Origin of the sequence: Streptomyces sp. NBC_00876 (assembly GCF_045207435.1) — a bacterium.
Classification (GTDB): Bacteria; Actinomycetota; Actinomycetes; order Streptomycetales; family Streptomycetaceae; genus Streptomyces.
The window spans coordinates 8,094,931-8,108,590 of sequence record NZ_CP108800.1 but is presented as its reverse complement, the minus strand read 5'-3'; the positions used below and the strand labels follow the sequence as shown (position 1 = coordinate 8,108,590).

General features: G+C 73.3%; 12 protein-coding genes. 2 read left to right on the top strand and 10 right to left on the bottom strand.

Annotated features, from left to right (window positions below; genetic code table 11):
- Positions 1-15 precede the first annotated feature (15 nt).
- The 8 genes from OG782_RS35355 to OG782_RS35320 all read right to left on the bottom strand — a co-directional run bounded on the left by OG782_RS35355 (position 16) and on the right by OG782_RS35320 (position 8,407).
- On the bottom strand, positions 16-1,257 hold the full coding sequence (locus tag OG782_RS35355; protein WP_406458147.1) for an MFS transporter: 1,242 nt from the start codon (positions 1,255-1,257) through the stop codon (positions 16-18).
- Between the two features lie 137 nt (positions 1,258-1,394).
- Positions 1,395-2,570 carry a 4-hydroxybenzoate 3-monooxygenase gene (locus tag OG782_RS35350; protein WP_406458145.1) on the bottom strand — a complete coding sequence of 392 codons (1,176 nt, stop codon included), beginning with the start codon at positions 2,568-2,570 and terminating at the stop codon, positions 1,395-1,397.
- 3 nt (positions 2,571-2,573) lie between these two features.
- Positions 2,574-3,821, bottom strand: a complete 1,248-nt coding sequence (gene pcaC / locus OG782_RS35345; protein ID WP_406458143.1) for a 4-carboxymuconolactone decarboxylase — start codon at positions 3,819-3,821, stop codon at positions 2,574-2,576.
- Between the two features lie 179 nt (positions 3,822-4,000).
- Positions 4,001-5,539, bottom strand: coding sequence for a 3-carboxy-cis,cis-muconate cycloisomerase (gene pcaB / locus OG782_RS35340; RefSeq protein WP_406458141.1), 1,539 nt, complete (start codon positions 5,537-5,539; stop codon positions 4,001-4,003).
- Complete coding sequence (pcaG, locus tag OG782_RS35335; protein WP_406458139.1) at positions 5,508-6,098, bottom strand: protocatechuate 3,4-dioxygenase subunit alpha; 591 nt, start codon at positions 6,096-6,098, stop codon at positions 5,508-5,510. Before pcaG ends, pcaB begins: the two co-directional genes overlap by 32 nt.
- The gene (gene pcaH, locus OG782_RS35330) at positions 6,098-6,895 is read right to left on the bottom strand and encodes a protocatechuate 3,4-dioxygenase subunit beta (protein ID WP_406458137.1); all 798 of its coding nucleotides are present in this window, start codon (positions 6,893-6,895) and stop codon (positions 6,098-6,100) included. The genes pcaG and pcaH overlap by 1 nt, the downstream gene beginning before the upstream one ends.
- 82 nt (positions 6,896-6,977) lie before the next feature.
- Positions 6,978-7,625, bottom strand: coding sequence for a CoA transferase subunit B (locus OG782_RS35325; protein ID WP_406458135.1), 648 nt, complete (start codon positions 7,623-7,625; stop codon positions 6,978-6,980).
- Positions 7,622-8,407 (bottom strand): CoA transferase subunit A, encoded by a 786-nt coding sequence (locus tag OG782_RS35320; protein ID WP_406458133.1) that lies wholly within the window; start codon positions 8,405-8,407, stop codon positions 7,622-7,624. Before OG782_RS35320 ends, OG782_RS35325 begins: the two co-directional genes overlap by 4 nt.
- A gap of 172 nt (positions 8,408-8,579) precedes the next feature.
- Here OG782_RS35320 and OG782_RS35315 point away from each other — a divergent pair, with 172 nt between their 5' ends.
- Together OG782_RS35315 and OG782_RS35310 are read left to right on the top strand one after the other, a co-directional pair.
- Entirely contained in the window at positions 8,580-10,247 is a 1,668-nt protein-coding gene (locus tag OG782_RS35315; protein ID WP_406458132.1) for an IclR family transcriptional regulator C-terminal domain-containing protein, read from the top strand.
- 114 nt (positions 10,248-10,361) lie between these two features.
- The gene (locus tag OG782_RS35310) at positions 10,362-10,754 is read left to right on the top strand and encodes a VOC family protein (protein ID WP_406458130.1); all 393 of its coding nucleotides are present in this window, start codon (positions 10,362-10,364) and stop codon (positions 10,752-10,754) included.
- A gap of 63 nt (positions 10,755-10,817) precedes the next feature.
- Here OG782_RS35310 and OG782_RS35305 read toward each other — a convergent pair whose 3' ends face one another.
- On the bottom strand, positions 10,818-13,304 hold the full coding sequence (locus OG782_RS35305) for a hypothetical protein (protein WP_406458128.1): 2,487 nt from the start codon (positions 13,302-13,304) through the stop codon (positions 10,818-10,820).
- Positions 13,291-13,623: an STAS domain-containing protein gene (locus OG782_RS35300; protein ID WP_406459439.1), complete on the bottom strand. Its 333-nt coding sequence runs from the start codon at positions 13,621-13,623 to the stop codon at positions 13,291-13,293. Before OG782_RS35300 ends, OG782_RS35305 begins: the two co-directional genes overlap by 14 nt.
- Positions 13,624-13,660: the final 37 nt, after the last annotated feature.

Here is a 13,660-nt window from a genome sequence, read left to right as displayed (position 1 = left end):
CGCAGCCGCCGTCGCTCACACACCCTGCCCCTGGTTGACGGCGACGGCGGCTGCGTGCCCGGCCTCCTGGCGCGTACCCGCGGCCCACCGGGCCACCGGCCCCAGCGCGTACGACGCGGCGAGGACCACTGCCCCGAGCAGCAGCCAGCCCGCCGTGCCCCATCCGACCAGCAGCGCGGTGAGCAGCAGGGGCCCCAGCGTGCGCGCCACGGTGACTCCGGTGCCGAAGAAGCCCTGGTACTCGCCGATGCGCCCCGCCGGCGCGAGGTCGAAGGCGAGTTGCCACGATCCTGCCGAGTGGAGCATCTCCGCCGCGACCAGCAGCACGGAACCGCCGACCAGTGCGGTCACCGCACCCCATGGGGAGTTCACCGCCGACACGGCGAAGACGGCACACGCGAGGAGCATGAGGACACCGGACCGTCGCAGGGCCTGGGCGGCTGTGGAGATCCCGTTCACCGAACGGGCGGTGCGGACCTGAAAGAGCATCACCGCCCCGGTGTTGAGGACGAAGAGTGCGGAGACCAGCCACTCGGGGGCCTCGGTCCGTTCGGTGATCCACAGCGGCAGGCCGAGGCTGAGGAGCGGCATGCGCAGCAGCAGCACGGTGTTGAGGAGCGTGACGACGGTGTACGGCCGGTCCCGCAGCACTTCGAGCTTCGCGCCCCGCTCCCCCGGCACCGGTGCGACGGCCGGCAGCCTCAGCAGGACAGTCGCGCAGAGCAGGAAGCTCAGGGCGTCGACGGCGAAGACCGCGAGGTACGCCTGCGTGGTCCCGGCGGACAGGGCGAGACCGCCGAGCGCGGCGCCCACCGCGAGGCCCGCGTTGAGCGTCGACTGAAGATGGGCGAGGGCGCCGGTGCGCTCCTCCTTGGCGACCAGGCCCGCGAGCAGCGCCTGCCGGGCGGCGGCGAGGCCCGACTGCGCGGTGGCGTAGAGGCAGGCGGCTGCGACAAACAGCGCGAAGTCCCGTACGACGAGGAAGGATGCGACCGCCGCGGCGGTGGCGAGGGCGAGCAGCACCGCCGTTCCGCGCGGGCCCCGGCGGTCCGCGATCCTGCCGATCGGCACCCCCGCGACCGAGCCGACGGCCCAGGCGACGGTGAGGCCGAGGCCGATCCGGGCGGGCGCGAGGCCGACGACGTGGGTGAAGTAGAGGGCCGAGGTGACGTAGTAGGCGCCGTCGCCGACGGAGTTGCTCAACTGGGCGAGCGAGAGGGTGCGTTGAGGTCCGGCCGGTGGCAGTGGGTTCGGCATGGCTCGACGATACGCAGGAAGAGGCTCACCGGTGTGGGGCAATTCGCCGCCCTGTGAGTGGGCCAATCAGGGTGCCCGCTGTCGCTGCACGGCTGCCGGGCCGCCCAATCCGCGCGGTTCCTCTTCCTGGGGCAGGTCTATGGCAGGGGCAGCCCCGCGTAGTTCTGTGCGAGTTCGGCAGCGGCGTGCGGCGAGGAGGCGATCCTGTCCAGTTGCGAGATCTGCAGCCGTGTCTCGAACTCGCTCTGCTCCGGGTCGGTGTGGAGCGTGGTGGTCATGAAGTACGAGAAGTGCTCGGCCCGCCACACGCGGCTCAGGCAGGTGTCGGAGTAGGCGTCCAGCAGATCGGACGATCCGGTCGTGTGCTGACGCACCAGGGCGCGGGCGAGCACGACGACATCGGCTGCCGCGAGGTTGAGTCCCTTCGCGCCGGTGGGCGGGACGATGTGGGCGGCGTCGCCCGCGAGAAGGACCCGGCCGTACCGCATGGGCTCGGTGACGGAACTGCGCATCGGCAGCACCGACTTCGACGTGATGGGGCCTCGCCGCAGCTTCCAGTCCCCGTCGACGGCGAAGCGTGCGTCGAGTTCGTCCCAGATCCGCTCGTCGGACCAGTCCGCGGGGTCGGTTCCGTTGGGCACCTGGAGGTACAGACGGCTGACTTCGGGCGACCGCATGCTGTGCAGCGCGAAGCCGCGCGGCGAGTGGGCGTAGATCAGTTCGTCACAGGACGGCGGAACTTCCGCCAGGATCCCCAGCCACGAGTACGGGTACACGCGGTCGTGGGTGCGCTGCACCCCGGCGGGGATCGCGGCACGGGTGACCCCGTGGAATCCGTCGCAGCCCACCACGTAGTCGCAGGTGAGTACCTCGTCGCGGCCCTCGTGGGTGTAGTGGACGCTCGGCCGGTCCGTGTCCGCACCCTCGACCGATGTGACCTGGGCACCGAAGAACAGCGGCGCCCCGTCAGCCAGTTGCAGGGCTATGAGGTCCTTGACGACTTCCGTCTGGGCGTAGACCCATACCCGGCGGCCGTCGGTGAGCGAAGGGAAGTCGACGCGGTGGGACCGGCCGTCCCAGCGCAGCTCGATGCCGTCGTGCACCAGGCCTTCGGTGTCGAGGCGTCCGGCGGCACCGGCTTCGCGGAGCGCGTCGACGGTGGGCTGTTCGAGAATGCCGGCACGCTGGCGCTGCTCGACGTACGCGCGGTCGCGGCTCTCCAGGACCACGCAGTCGACACCTGCGCGGTGCAGCAGGCGGGCGAGCAGGAGTCCTGCCGGTCCGCCACCGATGATCCCTACAGTCGTGTGCATGGGCTACTTCTTTTCTTCGGAATGGTTGATTCCTGCTGCGTCATGGGTGGCTTCCGCTGCGGCGTGGGCGATTTCGGTGAGGATCCGGTCAGCCGCGGCGAACGCGGCGTTGGCCGCCGGGACTCCGCAGTAGACGGCTGCCTGGAGCAGGACCTCCTGGACGTCCTCGGGGGTGAGGTCGCCACTGACGAGCGCGGCGCGCAGGTGCATGGCCAGTTCTTCGTGGTGGCCGCGTGCCACCAGTGCGGTGAGGGTGAGGCAGCGCCGGGTCCGGTGGTCGAGGCCGGGCCGGGTCCATACCTCTCCCCAGGCGTAGCGGGTGATGAAGTCCTGGAAGACGGCGGTGAAGGGCGTGGTCCGGGCGATGGCCCGGTCGACGTGCGGGTCACCGAGGACGGTGCGGCGTACGGCGAGACCCGCGGTGTACCGGGAGGCGTCGTCGGCGCCGGGCGCGGCACCGGTCGCGAAGTGGCTCAGCAGCGCGGCCCGTACGGGTGCGGGCCGTTCGACGTTGGCCAGGTGCGAGGCGCCCGGAAGTTCTACGAGTGCCGCGCCGGGAATCGTGTCCGCCAGTTCGCGGGCGTGGGCGACCGGGGTGGCCGGATCGTCGCGGCCCGCGATGACGAGCGTGGGGGCGGTGATGTCCGCCAGTTCGCCGCGCTGGTCGTGGCCGGCGAGGGCATCGCACAGCGAGGCGTACGCAAGGGGGTCGACGTCGCAGAGGCCGGCCAGGACCGCACGGGCCGCGGGGGTGCCGGCGAAGCCGTCGGTGAACCAGCGGCTCGCCGCGGTGCCGGCGACCGGGCTGAGGCCCTCGGCCCGTACGAGGGCCGCGCGTTCGTGCCAGGCCTGCGGTTCGCCGAACCGGGCGGAGGAGCACACGAGCGCGAGCGAGGTGATCCGGTCGGGGTGGTGGACGGCCAGCCAGGTCCCGACCGCGCCGCCGAGCGAGATCCCCGCGTACGCGAACCGCCCGATGCCGAGGGCGTCGGCGAGGCGCAGCACGTGCCGGCCCAGTTCGGCGACGCCGCTGCCCGCGGGAAAGAGTGCGGCGGGGGTGCCGCCGTGGCCGGGCAGGTCCCAGCGGACCACCCGGTGCTCGCGGGCCAGGGCGGCGGTCTGCGCGTCCCATACGGTCAGTGCGGTGCCCAGTGACGGTCCGAGGATGAGCGGCGGGCCGGAGAGGGGGCCGTCCGCCTGGTGATGGAGCAGGCGTGCGGTGGGGGCTTGGGATGTGTGCGGGGTTGTCATGGTGCTCCTGCGCCGGCCGGTGCCGGGTGAGTTGGTGCCTGGCTGCGGATGCCGGTGAGTTGGGGCCTGGCGCGTTCGGTGCCTGGCTGCGGATGCCGGGTGCGTTGGTCCGATGGTGTCTGCCGCCCCGAGGCGGATGCCGGGGACGGATGCCGGGGACGGATGCCGGGGACGGGTGGTCAGAGTGCGTCGTCATCCGGCAGTGGGTGCGGGCCGGGGTCGTCCTGTGCGGCGGCCCGCACGTCGCCGTGAGGTGTGTGCCGCTCCGGGCCCGTTGCCTCGCTCCGGCGGCGCAGTGCGCGGTCGACGAGAGAGCCGGCCGCCCCCGTGTATCCGGATGGGTCGGTGAGGGTCCTCAGCTCATCCTGCGGCACCACGCCGGCCAGTGCGGGTTCCTGGCCGAGGGCGTCGTGCAGGGGGATCGCGTCGCGGGCCGCGCGGGCGGCCGCACCGGTCACCGCCGTGCGGGCCGCGGCTCGTCCGATCCTGGCCGAGAGTACGGCGACGAGCCGTTCGCTGACGATCAGTCCGCCGGTCGCCCCGAGGTTCTCCCGCATGCGCCGGGGGTGAACGCGCAGCCCCTCGGCGAGGGCGGCCGCCGCGTCGGCAGCGCCCCCGACCGTGCGCAGCGCCTCGCGCAGGGGCTGCCACTCGGCGTGCCACGCACCGGGCGGGCGTTCGTCCTCGGCGGCGAGGGAGCCGTAGAGAATGCCGGCGAGCGCGGGGACCTGGCGGGCGGCCGCCGCGATCAGGACGGCTCGGGCCGGGTTGGCCTTGTGCGGCATCGCGGACGACGCGCCGCCGGTGCTCTCGGAGACCTCGCCGATCTCGGTGCGGGACAGGACGAGGACGTCCGCGGCGAGTTTGCCGAGCGCCCCGGAGGTGAAGGCCAGTGCTCCGCCGAGGTCGGCGACCGGGGTGCGCAGGGTGTGCCAGGGCAGTGCGGGTGCGGTCAGTCCGGTCGCGGTGGCGTACGCCTCGACCAGGCACGTGCCGACGTCCGAAGCCGCCGCGCCGCCCACGCTCGTACCGAGCCGCGCGCCTGTCCGGTCATCGGACTCCGCGAAGGCCGCGAAGGCCGCCAACGTGCCTGCCGCACCCCCCAGTTGTACCGGCAGGGCGGCCCGGACCGCCGCGAGACGGTCGTGGGCGTCGAGCACCAGGCTGCGCCACCCCGCCGCCTTCAGGCCGAAGGTGGTCGGCACGGCGTGCTGGGTGAGGGTGCGTCCGGCCATCGGCGTGTCCCGGTGCTCGGCGGCGAGAAGCGCCAGCGCACCGGCGGCACGGTCCAGATCGGCCAGGATCAGGCGCAGGGCCCGGGACGACACCAGCATGGCGGCGGTGTCGAGGATGTCCTGGCTGGTCGCGCCCCGGTGGACATGGGCGGCGGCCTCCGGGGAGCGTTCGGCGACGGCCGCCGTCAGGTCGGCGACGAGCGGGATGACCGGGTTGCCTCCCGACCGGGCACGCAGGGCCAGGGAGCGGGGGTCGAACCGGCCCCGGCCGGCCGCGGCCGATGCGACCGCTCGCACCGTCCCGGCCGGGGCGTGTCCGAGCGACTCCTGGGCGCGGACGAGCGCGGTTTCGGCGTCGAGCAGGGCCCGTACGTACGCCGCGTCTCCCGTCGCCTCCTCGACGGCCGTGCCCGCGCGGACCGGTGCGAGCAGGCCGACGTCCGCGTACGTATCAGCCGAAGTCAAGGAAGACCGTCTCCTCATGTACCCCGTCGTACTGCAGACGGATGTCGAAGCGGTGGATGCCGGTGTCCTGCGGCGTGGTGAGGAGGGTGGCCCGCCGCTCCGCCGGAAGGCCGGCGAGCAACGGGTCCCGGTCGAGGCCGTCGGCGTCGTGCAGGTAGGCGCGGGTGTGCAGGTGGTGGGTCAGACCGCGGGCGAAGACGGCGATCGCGACGTACGGGACTCCGCCCGGCGGCAGCGTCCGTACGGTGTAGTGCCCGTCGGCGTCCGTCGGCACCCGGCCGAAGCCGGTGAAGGCGAGTCCGTGACGGCCGATGACCGTTCCGGTGACCGGATCGCGGCGCAGCGAGCCGGGCGCGCCGCGGCGGGAGCCGTCGGGTGCGGGCTGCCACACCTCGACAACGGCGTCGGGCACCGGCGCACCGGCCCCGTCGAGGACGTGGCCGTGCAGGACCACGGCGCCGGGGTGGCCGGCGGGGGCCAGGTCGCCGCCGCCCGCGAAGGGCAGGGCGTAGCCGTAGAAGGGTCCGACGGTCTGGGACGGGGTGGGCGGGAGCTCCACGGGTGCGGCGGCGGACATCAGCGGCCTTCCTCGATCCAGGTGGCGGACGGGCCGTCCAGGACGATGTCCCAGCGGTAGCCGAGCGACCATTCGGGGGTGGACAGGTCGTGGTCGTACGCCGCGACGAGCCGGGCGCGCGCGTCGTCGTCGGTGACGGACTGGAGGATCGGGTCGTAGGCGAAGAGCGGGTCGCCGGGGAAGTACATCTGGGTGATCAGCCGCTGGGTGAACGCGGCCCCGAACAGCGAGAAGTGGATGTGCGCGGGGCGCCAGGCGTTGGTGTGGTTGCGCCACGGGTAGGCGCCGGGCTTGACGGTGACGAACGAGTACGCGCCCTGATCATCCGTCAGGCAGCGTCCCACGCCGGTGAAGTTCGGGTCGAGGGGGGCGGGGTGCTGGTCACGCAGGTGGGCGTAGCGGCCCGAGGCGTTGGCCTGCCAGATCTCGACGAGCTGGCCGCGCACGGGACGTCCGGAGCGGTCGAGGACCCGTCCGGTGACCGTGATCCGCTCGCCCTGCGGTTCGCCCTGGTGCTGCCTGGTGAGGTCGTGGTCGAGTTCGGTGATGTCGGTGACGCCGAATACGGGGCCGTGGAGTTCGACGGCTTCCGGGTCGGCGCCCACCGGGATCAGCGGCCGCTTCGGGTGGCGCAGGGTGCTGCTGCGATAGGGGGCGTAGTCCCGGCCGGGGTGCGGGCGCACGGGTGCGCCCTCGGCGAGGGACGTGGCGTAGTCCTGGCGGGCCGCGGTGATCTCGGCGCTGATGTCGGCCTGGGTGAGCGCACGGGGTGCGGCCGGGGCGGTCGGGGTGGTCATGGGTGTCGGTCCTTCCTTTCCGGTACGGGGGCGGCGGTCCGCCGGGGGCCGGTGCACGGCGCGGCTGTGCGGGAGCGGGGTCTCACGTCCCGATGCCCTCGGCGACGCGGACGGGGGCGGCGGTCCGGGCGAGCACATCGGCGACGTCGACGCCGGGTGCGGTCTCGGTCAGCACCAGTCCGGTGCCGGTCACGTCGAGGACGGCGAGGTCCGTGATGATCCGGTGGACACAGGCCCGGCCGGTGAGCGGGAGGGTGCACTCCTCGACGATCTTCGGGCTGCCGTCCTTGGCGGTGTGCGTCATCGTGACGATGACGCGGCGTGCGCCGTGCACGAGGTCCATGGCGCCGCCGATTCCGGTGACGAGCTTGCCCGGGACGGCCCAGTTGGCGAGATCACCGCGGGCGGACACCTGCATGGCGCCGAGCACGGCGGTGTCGATGTGACCGCCGCGGATCATGCCGAAGGAGAGCGCCGAGTCGAAGAACGAGGCTCCCGGCAGGACGGTGACCGTTTCCTTGCCCGCGTTGATGAGGTCGGGATCGACGTCCTCGTCGTACGGGAAGGGGCCGGTGCCCAGGATGCCGTTCTCGGATTCGAGGACGACGTGCACGTCTTCGGGCAGGTGGTTGGGGATCAGGGTCGGCAGACCGATGCCCAGGTTGACGTACTCGCCGTCGCGGAGCTCGGCGGCCGCGCGGGCGGCCATCTCCTGGCGGTTCCAGGTCATCGGGTGCCGCCCTGGGCCGGGTTGGTCCGTACGGTCACGGTGCGCTGCTCGATCCTCTTGTCGGCGGCCTGCTCCGGCGTCAGCGCGACGACGCGCCGGACGAAGATTCCCGGCAGGTGTACGTGGTCGGGGTCGATCTCGCCGGGTTCGACGAGTTCCTCGACCTCGGCGATCGTGATGCGGCCCGCCATGGCGGCGAGCGGGTTGAAGTTGCGGGCCGCCTTGTTGAAGACGAGGTTGCCGTGCCGGTCGCCCCTGGCCGCTCTGACGAGGGCGAAGTCGGTGCGGATGCCCCGCTCCATGACGTAGGGGGTGCCGTCGAAGTCGCGGACCTCCTTCGCCGGGGAGGAGAGCGCGACGCCGCCGTTTCCGTCGTAGCGCCAGGGCATTCCGCCGTCGGCGACCAGGGTGCCGACTCCGGCGGGGGTGTAGAACGCGGGGATGCCCGCTCCACCGGCACGCAGCCGCTCGGCGAGCGTGCCCTGGGGGATGAGTTCGAGCTCCAGCTCGCCGGACAGGTACTGGCGGGCGAACTCCTTGTTGGCCCCGATGTACGAGCCGGTGACCCTGCTGATCCGGCCGGCGGCCAGCAGGACCGCGAGCCCGGACTCCTGCGCGCCGCAGTTGTTGGAGACGACATGCAGACCGCCGGTCCCGCGTGCGTGCAGGGCGGCGATCAGCGCGTCGGGGACGCCGCTGAGTCCGAAGCCGCCGACCGCGATCGAGGCGCCGTCCGGCACATCGGCCACGGCAGAGGCGGCGGAGGCGACCACCTTGTCCATAGAAACGACCCCCACATGTTCGCGTAGTGAAGTTTCTTTCACTATCTTTGGCGCGGAGTCTGCCGCCCGTCCGCACACCTGTCAATGGCCGACAGCTCACCGGCGCCGGGCGGACCGTCCCTCACCTGCCGGTATTCACTACTGTGTCCCCACGACGCACGACGGAGAGCCGATGCCACCGACCCACACGCCCCAGCAGACCGAGACCCCGGCCCCGGCCGAAGCGGTCGCCCCCCTGATGCGTGGCATCCAGGTCCTGCGCCGGCTGACCGACGCGGGCGGGACCATGAGCCCCAGCGGCATCGAACGCGCCACCGGCCTCGCCCGGTCCACAGTCGACCGGGTCGTCGCCACCCTGGCCCGGATGGAGTACGTACGTGTGGACGGGCGCGATGTCGTCCTCGCCCCGCGCCTCATGGAACTGGGCAACGCCTATCTGTCCGCGCTCGGGCTTCCGTCGCTGCTCGGGAGGCGCGCCGACGCACTGGCCGACGAGCTCGACGAGTCGGTGTCCCTCGCGGTCGGCGACGGCGACGGCATCCGCTTCATCCACCAGGCGACCCGTCGTCGCGCCATGTCGCTGAGCTTCCGCATCGGCGATCTACTGCCGGCCGAACGCACCGCGCCCGGACCGCTGTTGGCCGCGGACTGGGGTGTTCAGGAGTGGCAGCGGTGGCGGGCGCACCGGGCCGCGGACCCGGAGGGCCTGGCCTTCCCCGCCGTACCCCCGCGCCCGCCCGTGGACGAGAAGGATTTCTCGGAACGCGCGGAACGGGCACGCCGCGACGGCTGGGCCCTGGACGACCAGCTGATCGAACCCGGCCTCGTCGCCCTCGCCGTGCCGGTCTGCCACCCCGACGGCGAAGTGGCGTGCCTGGTCAGCGTCGTGAGTCACACCAGCAGGCACACCGCCGCCTCCCTGCAGGGCACCCTGTTGCCCCGGGTACGCGCGGCCGCCCAGGCCATGGAGCGGGATCTCGGGGAGGCGCCGGCCGCCGTCGCCGCGCACTCCCCCACCGCGCTGGCCGCCTGGACCGGGGCATCGAAGCAGGAGCTGGGCCGCGAGTTCATCGAGTCGCTCGCGCGGGGCCTGACCGTACTGGCCACCTTCGGCGAGGGCCGGCAGGCGCTGACACTGACCGACGTCGCACGGGCCACCGGTCTGGCCCGGGCCACCGCACGGCGCGCCCTGATCACTCTCGAACACCTCGGCTACGTCACCACACAGGGACGGGACCATCACCTCACCCCGCGCGTACTGGCCCTCGGCTACCCGCCGTTGTCCCGCGCCACGCTGCCGCAGATCGCGCAGCCCCATCTCGCCGCGCTCACCGGACAGGTGCGGGACTCCGCCTCTCTGGCGGTACTCGTCGGGGACGACGTGCAGTACACGGCTCGGGTGGCGACCCGGCGCATCATGAACGTCAACATCACCGTCGGGACGCGCTTTCCCGCGCACGCGACCTCCATGGGGCGGGTCCTGCTCGCCGCGCTGCCTCCGGCGGAACGCGAGGCCCTGCTCGCCGGTGCGCAGCCGCACGCCCTGACCCCGTACACCGTGACCCGTCCGGTCGAGCTGCGTGCGGTCCTGGACCGCGTCCGCGCGGAGGGCAGCGCACTGGTCGACGAGGAGCTCGAAGTGGGGCTGCGCTCGGTCGCCGTCCCCCTCCACGACCGGCGCGGCACGGTCGTCGCGGCCCTCAACGTGGCCATGCACAGCAGCAGCCGCACCCTGGAGGAGTGCGTCACCGACGTCCTGCCCCGGCTGCGCGCGACGGCCGCCCGCATCGAGGGCGACCTGCACATCACCGAGCGGTTCGTGCGGGTCCCCGCGATGTGACCCCGGTGGGCGCCGCGCGCCCGGACCACGTCCGCACCCGGCCCTCGGCGCCCGTCAGAGCCTGCCGCGAACGGGCGCGGCCTCAACAACCGTGCGGCATCGTATGGTTGTCCCATGAGCGTGCGAGTCAAGGACTTCGATCACCTGGTGCTCAATGTGCAGGACGTCGAGCGCGCCCTGCGGTTCTACTGCGGACCGCTGGGGCTCGAACCCGTCCGGGTGGAGGAGTGGCGGGCCGGCAAGGTGCCGTTCCCGTCGGTGCGGATCAGCGCCACCACCATCATCGACCTGCTCGACCGCCCGCGCTCGGAGTCCAACGTGGACCACATCTGCCTGGTCGTCGAGCCGCTGGACTGGCAGGAGATCATCGACACCGGCACCTTCACCGTGCTGGAGGGGCCCGTCGGCCGCTACGGCGCCCGGGGCGACGCGCTGTCCGTCTACGTCCAGGATCCCGACGGCAACACCGTCGAGCTCCGGTGGTACCCGCAGGATGTCAGGGGCTGAACCCTCGCCGGACACAGCCGGCGGGTCCGGTCCCGAACCGGACCGAAGACCCTGGCCGAAGGCTCACCCCTGCGCCGGCAGTCCCGTCGTGCGCAGCAGGGCCACCGTCTGCGCCGAGGCCGCGCGGGGCGCCCGGTCCGCCAGCGCCGACAGCAGCCCCTCCCAGGCGTCGGGGAGTCCCGCGTCCACGGCCGGCCGGTAGGCGGCGCATGCCTCGGCCGGCCGTCCCTGTTCCAGGTACAGGGCACCGAGGGCGTCGTACGCCTCCGTGTCACCGGCCCGGCAGCCACGGACATAGGCGCGCTCGGCGGCGGCGGTGTCACCCCGTTCCTCACGCACGCGGCCCAGTGCGGTCCAGGCGTCAAAGGCGCCGAGAGCTCCGGCCCGCAGCACCGCTCGCCGGGATCCGTCCCGATCTCCCGCCCGTTCCCGCATCCGGGACAGCGCTGCCCACGCCGAGGGGGAACCCCGGTCCGCGGCCAGGTCGGCGGCGCGCTCCGCGCCCTGTGTGTCCCCGGCGCGTTCCCTGCCGCGCGCCAGCGTGATCCACGCCTCCACATCACCGGCGCGCGCCGCCTCCGCGGCGGCATGTGCGGCACCCGTGTCGTCGCCGCGTTCCGCGCGGGCCTCGGCCAGAGCGGTCCAGGCCTCCGGATCACCGGTGCGCACCGCCTGCGCCGCGGCCTCCTCGGCGGCGGGCCCGTTGCCGTCCGACTCGGCAAGCAGGGCCAGTTCACGCCAGGCCGCGCCGAAGCCGAGGGCCGCGGCCTCCCGATGGGCCGCGGCGGCCCCCGGCACATCCCCGTCCGTATGACGGAGTTGAGCGAGCAGGGACCAGCCCTCGGGGTTTCCGCCGTCCGCGCCCCCGGTGGCCGCGGCCACGGCTGACGCAGGGGCACCGAGCGACCAGTGCAGCCGCACCAGTCGCGCCCAGGCAGCTGTGACGCCCATACCGGCCGCCCGCGTGGCGTGCTCCACCGCCTCCGCGAGGTCACCTGCGCGTTCGGCGACCTGCGCGAGCCCGATGTGCCCCCACCCGTCACCGGCGCCCGCTGCCTGTTCGAACGCCTCGGCCGCCGCCGGGCCGCGGGCCGCGCGCATCCGGCCGAGCGTCCGCCAGGCGAGCGGCTGCCCCGCCGACGCCGCCAGGGCCGCTACGGCGTCCGCTGCGGCCGGGTCCCCCTCCTCCTCGCGGATCCGGGCCATCGACGACCAGGCCCACGCGTCGCCGGCCCGGGCCGCGTGCCGGTAGGCGTCGTAAGCGGCGGGCCCGTCGCCGGAGCCCTCCCTCGACACCGCGAGAGCCGCCCAGGCGGCCGGGTCCGCCGCGGCCGTCTCCTCGGCGGCGGTCCGGCCGTCGGTGGTCTCCCTCAGCACCGCCCAGGCGGCTCGGGCCCGGCCATGGCCCTGCCTGACGGCGTTCTCGTACAGCGCGGCGGCGCATCCATAGCGGCGCCGCTGTTCGGCGGCCCGCCCGAACGCGTAGAGGTCATCGGCGGTCCTGGCCCAGGAGGCGCCGTTCCAGAGCTCGGCCGGTGGCGCCCGATGCGCCCTGACCCGGCGGACGTGCTGCTCGAGGTAGTCGTCCGGGCGGTAGCTGTCGGGGTCGCCGACGCCGGGCTCATGCCGTTCGGCGATCAGTGGCGCCGGACCACGTCCTGTCGCCGTCAGCGCGCCGATGGCCGCGGGGAACCATTCCTTGCCGGCGGCCGCACGGGCGGCGGGGTCCATGAATCCGGCCGCGGCCTCCATCAGCAGACGGGCCGGGACGGCGCCGGCGTGGCCGAGCCTGCGTGCCTCGACGGCCGCCGTCAGCACGGCGTGTTCGGGAGCGGTGAACCACTGGTCCGGGCCCATCTCCCAGCGTCTCACCAACTCCGGTCCCCCAGTGAGGTGTTGCAGCACACGATGACCGGTCCCTGCCGCCCGCACCGCGGCGGCGAGGCGCGGATCACGGGCCGCCGCGGCGGCGACGGCCGGAGTGTCACCGGCCAGCGTGTCCGGCACGGCGATCATGGCATGACGCCCAGTCAGGAGAGCTCGGCTGAACGGGGATTCGTCCTCACCGCCTCGACGGTTCTCGGTCAGCCGCCTCAGATGCTCCGGCCACATGGTGCCGACCACCGCGAGCGGCGTCACCAGGTCGAGCAGCCGCCGCAAGGCCCTGGCCGCCCGCTCGCCCGAGCCCCCGTTCAGATAGCGCTGCGTCTCGTCGAGCCACAGCACGGACCGGGGCCCGATGTCCGCAGCGATCAGGTCGTCCGCATCCGCGGGGTGCACCACGGGCCAGTCGGGCAGGACGGCCGCGACCGCCTCGTAGGCGGCACGCGTCTTGCCACTCGCGGAGCGGCCCACCAGCAGGACGAACACGGCGTCGTTCGTGGCCGCGGTGCGGGCGAGGCGCTGGCGCAGCGTCTCGTCGTGCGGGCGCGGGAGGTACTCGGTCAGCGGCAGGTCGGCGCTGCCGTCCGGGCCGGGAGCGTGGTGAACTCCGAGGCGGACCGGGTCCCATTGGGAGGCGGTGCGCCGACGCGCTTCACGGTCGGACATACGCCCGGGATGCCGCCCGGCCGATGAACTCGACGGCGAGGTCTGCTGTTTCGAACCTGGGAAACACCTTGATGAGCCCGGTGACCCGGAATGTCTTCAGCACCTGTTCGGACGACACGACCAGCGCCACCTTGCCGTCGAAGGCCCGGACCCTCTTCAGGCCACCGACGAACACACCCACTCCGGTCGAGTCGATGAAATCGACGTCGGTCAGGTCCATGACCAGGTAGCACCTTCCCTGGTTCACCAGGTCGGCCATCAGTTTGCGCAGGGGCCCCGCCGCCCGGCCGTCCACCTCTCCGCCCGGCCTTGCGCCCATGACCCTCACCAGCGTGATGTCCTCGGAGAGGTGTTCG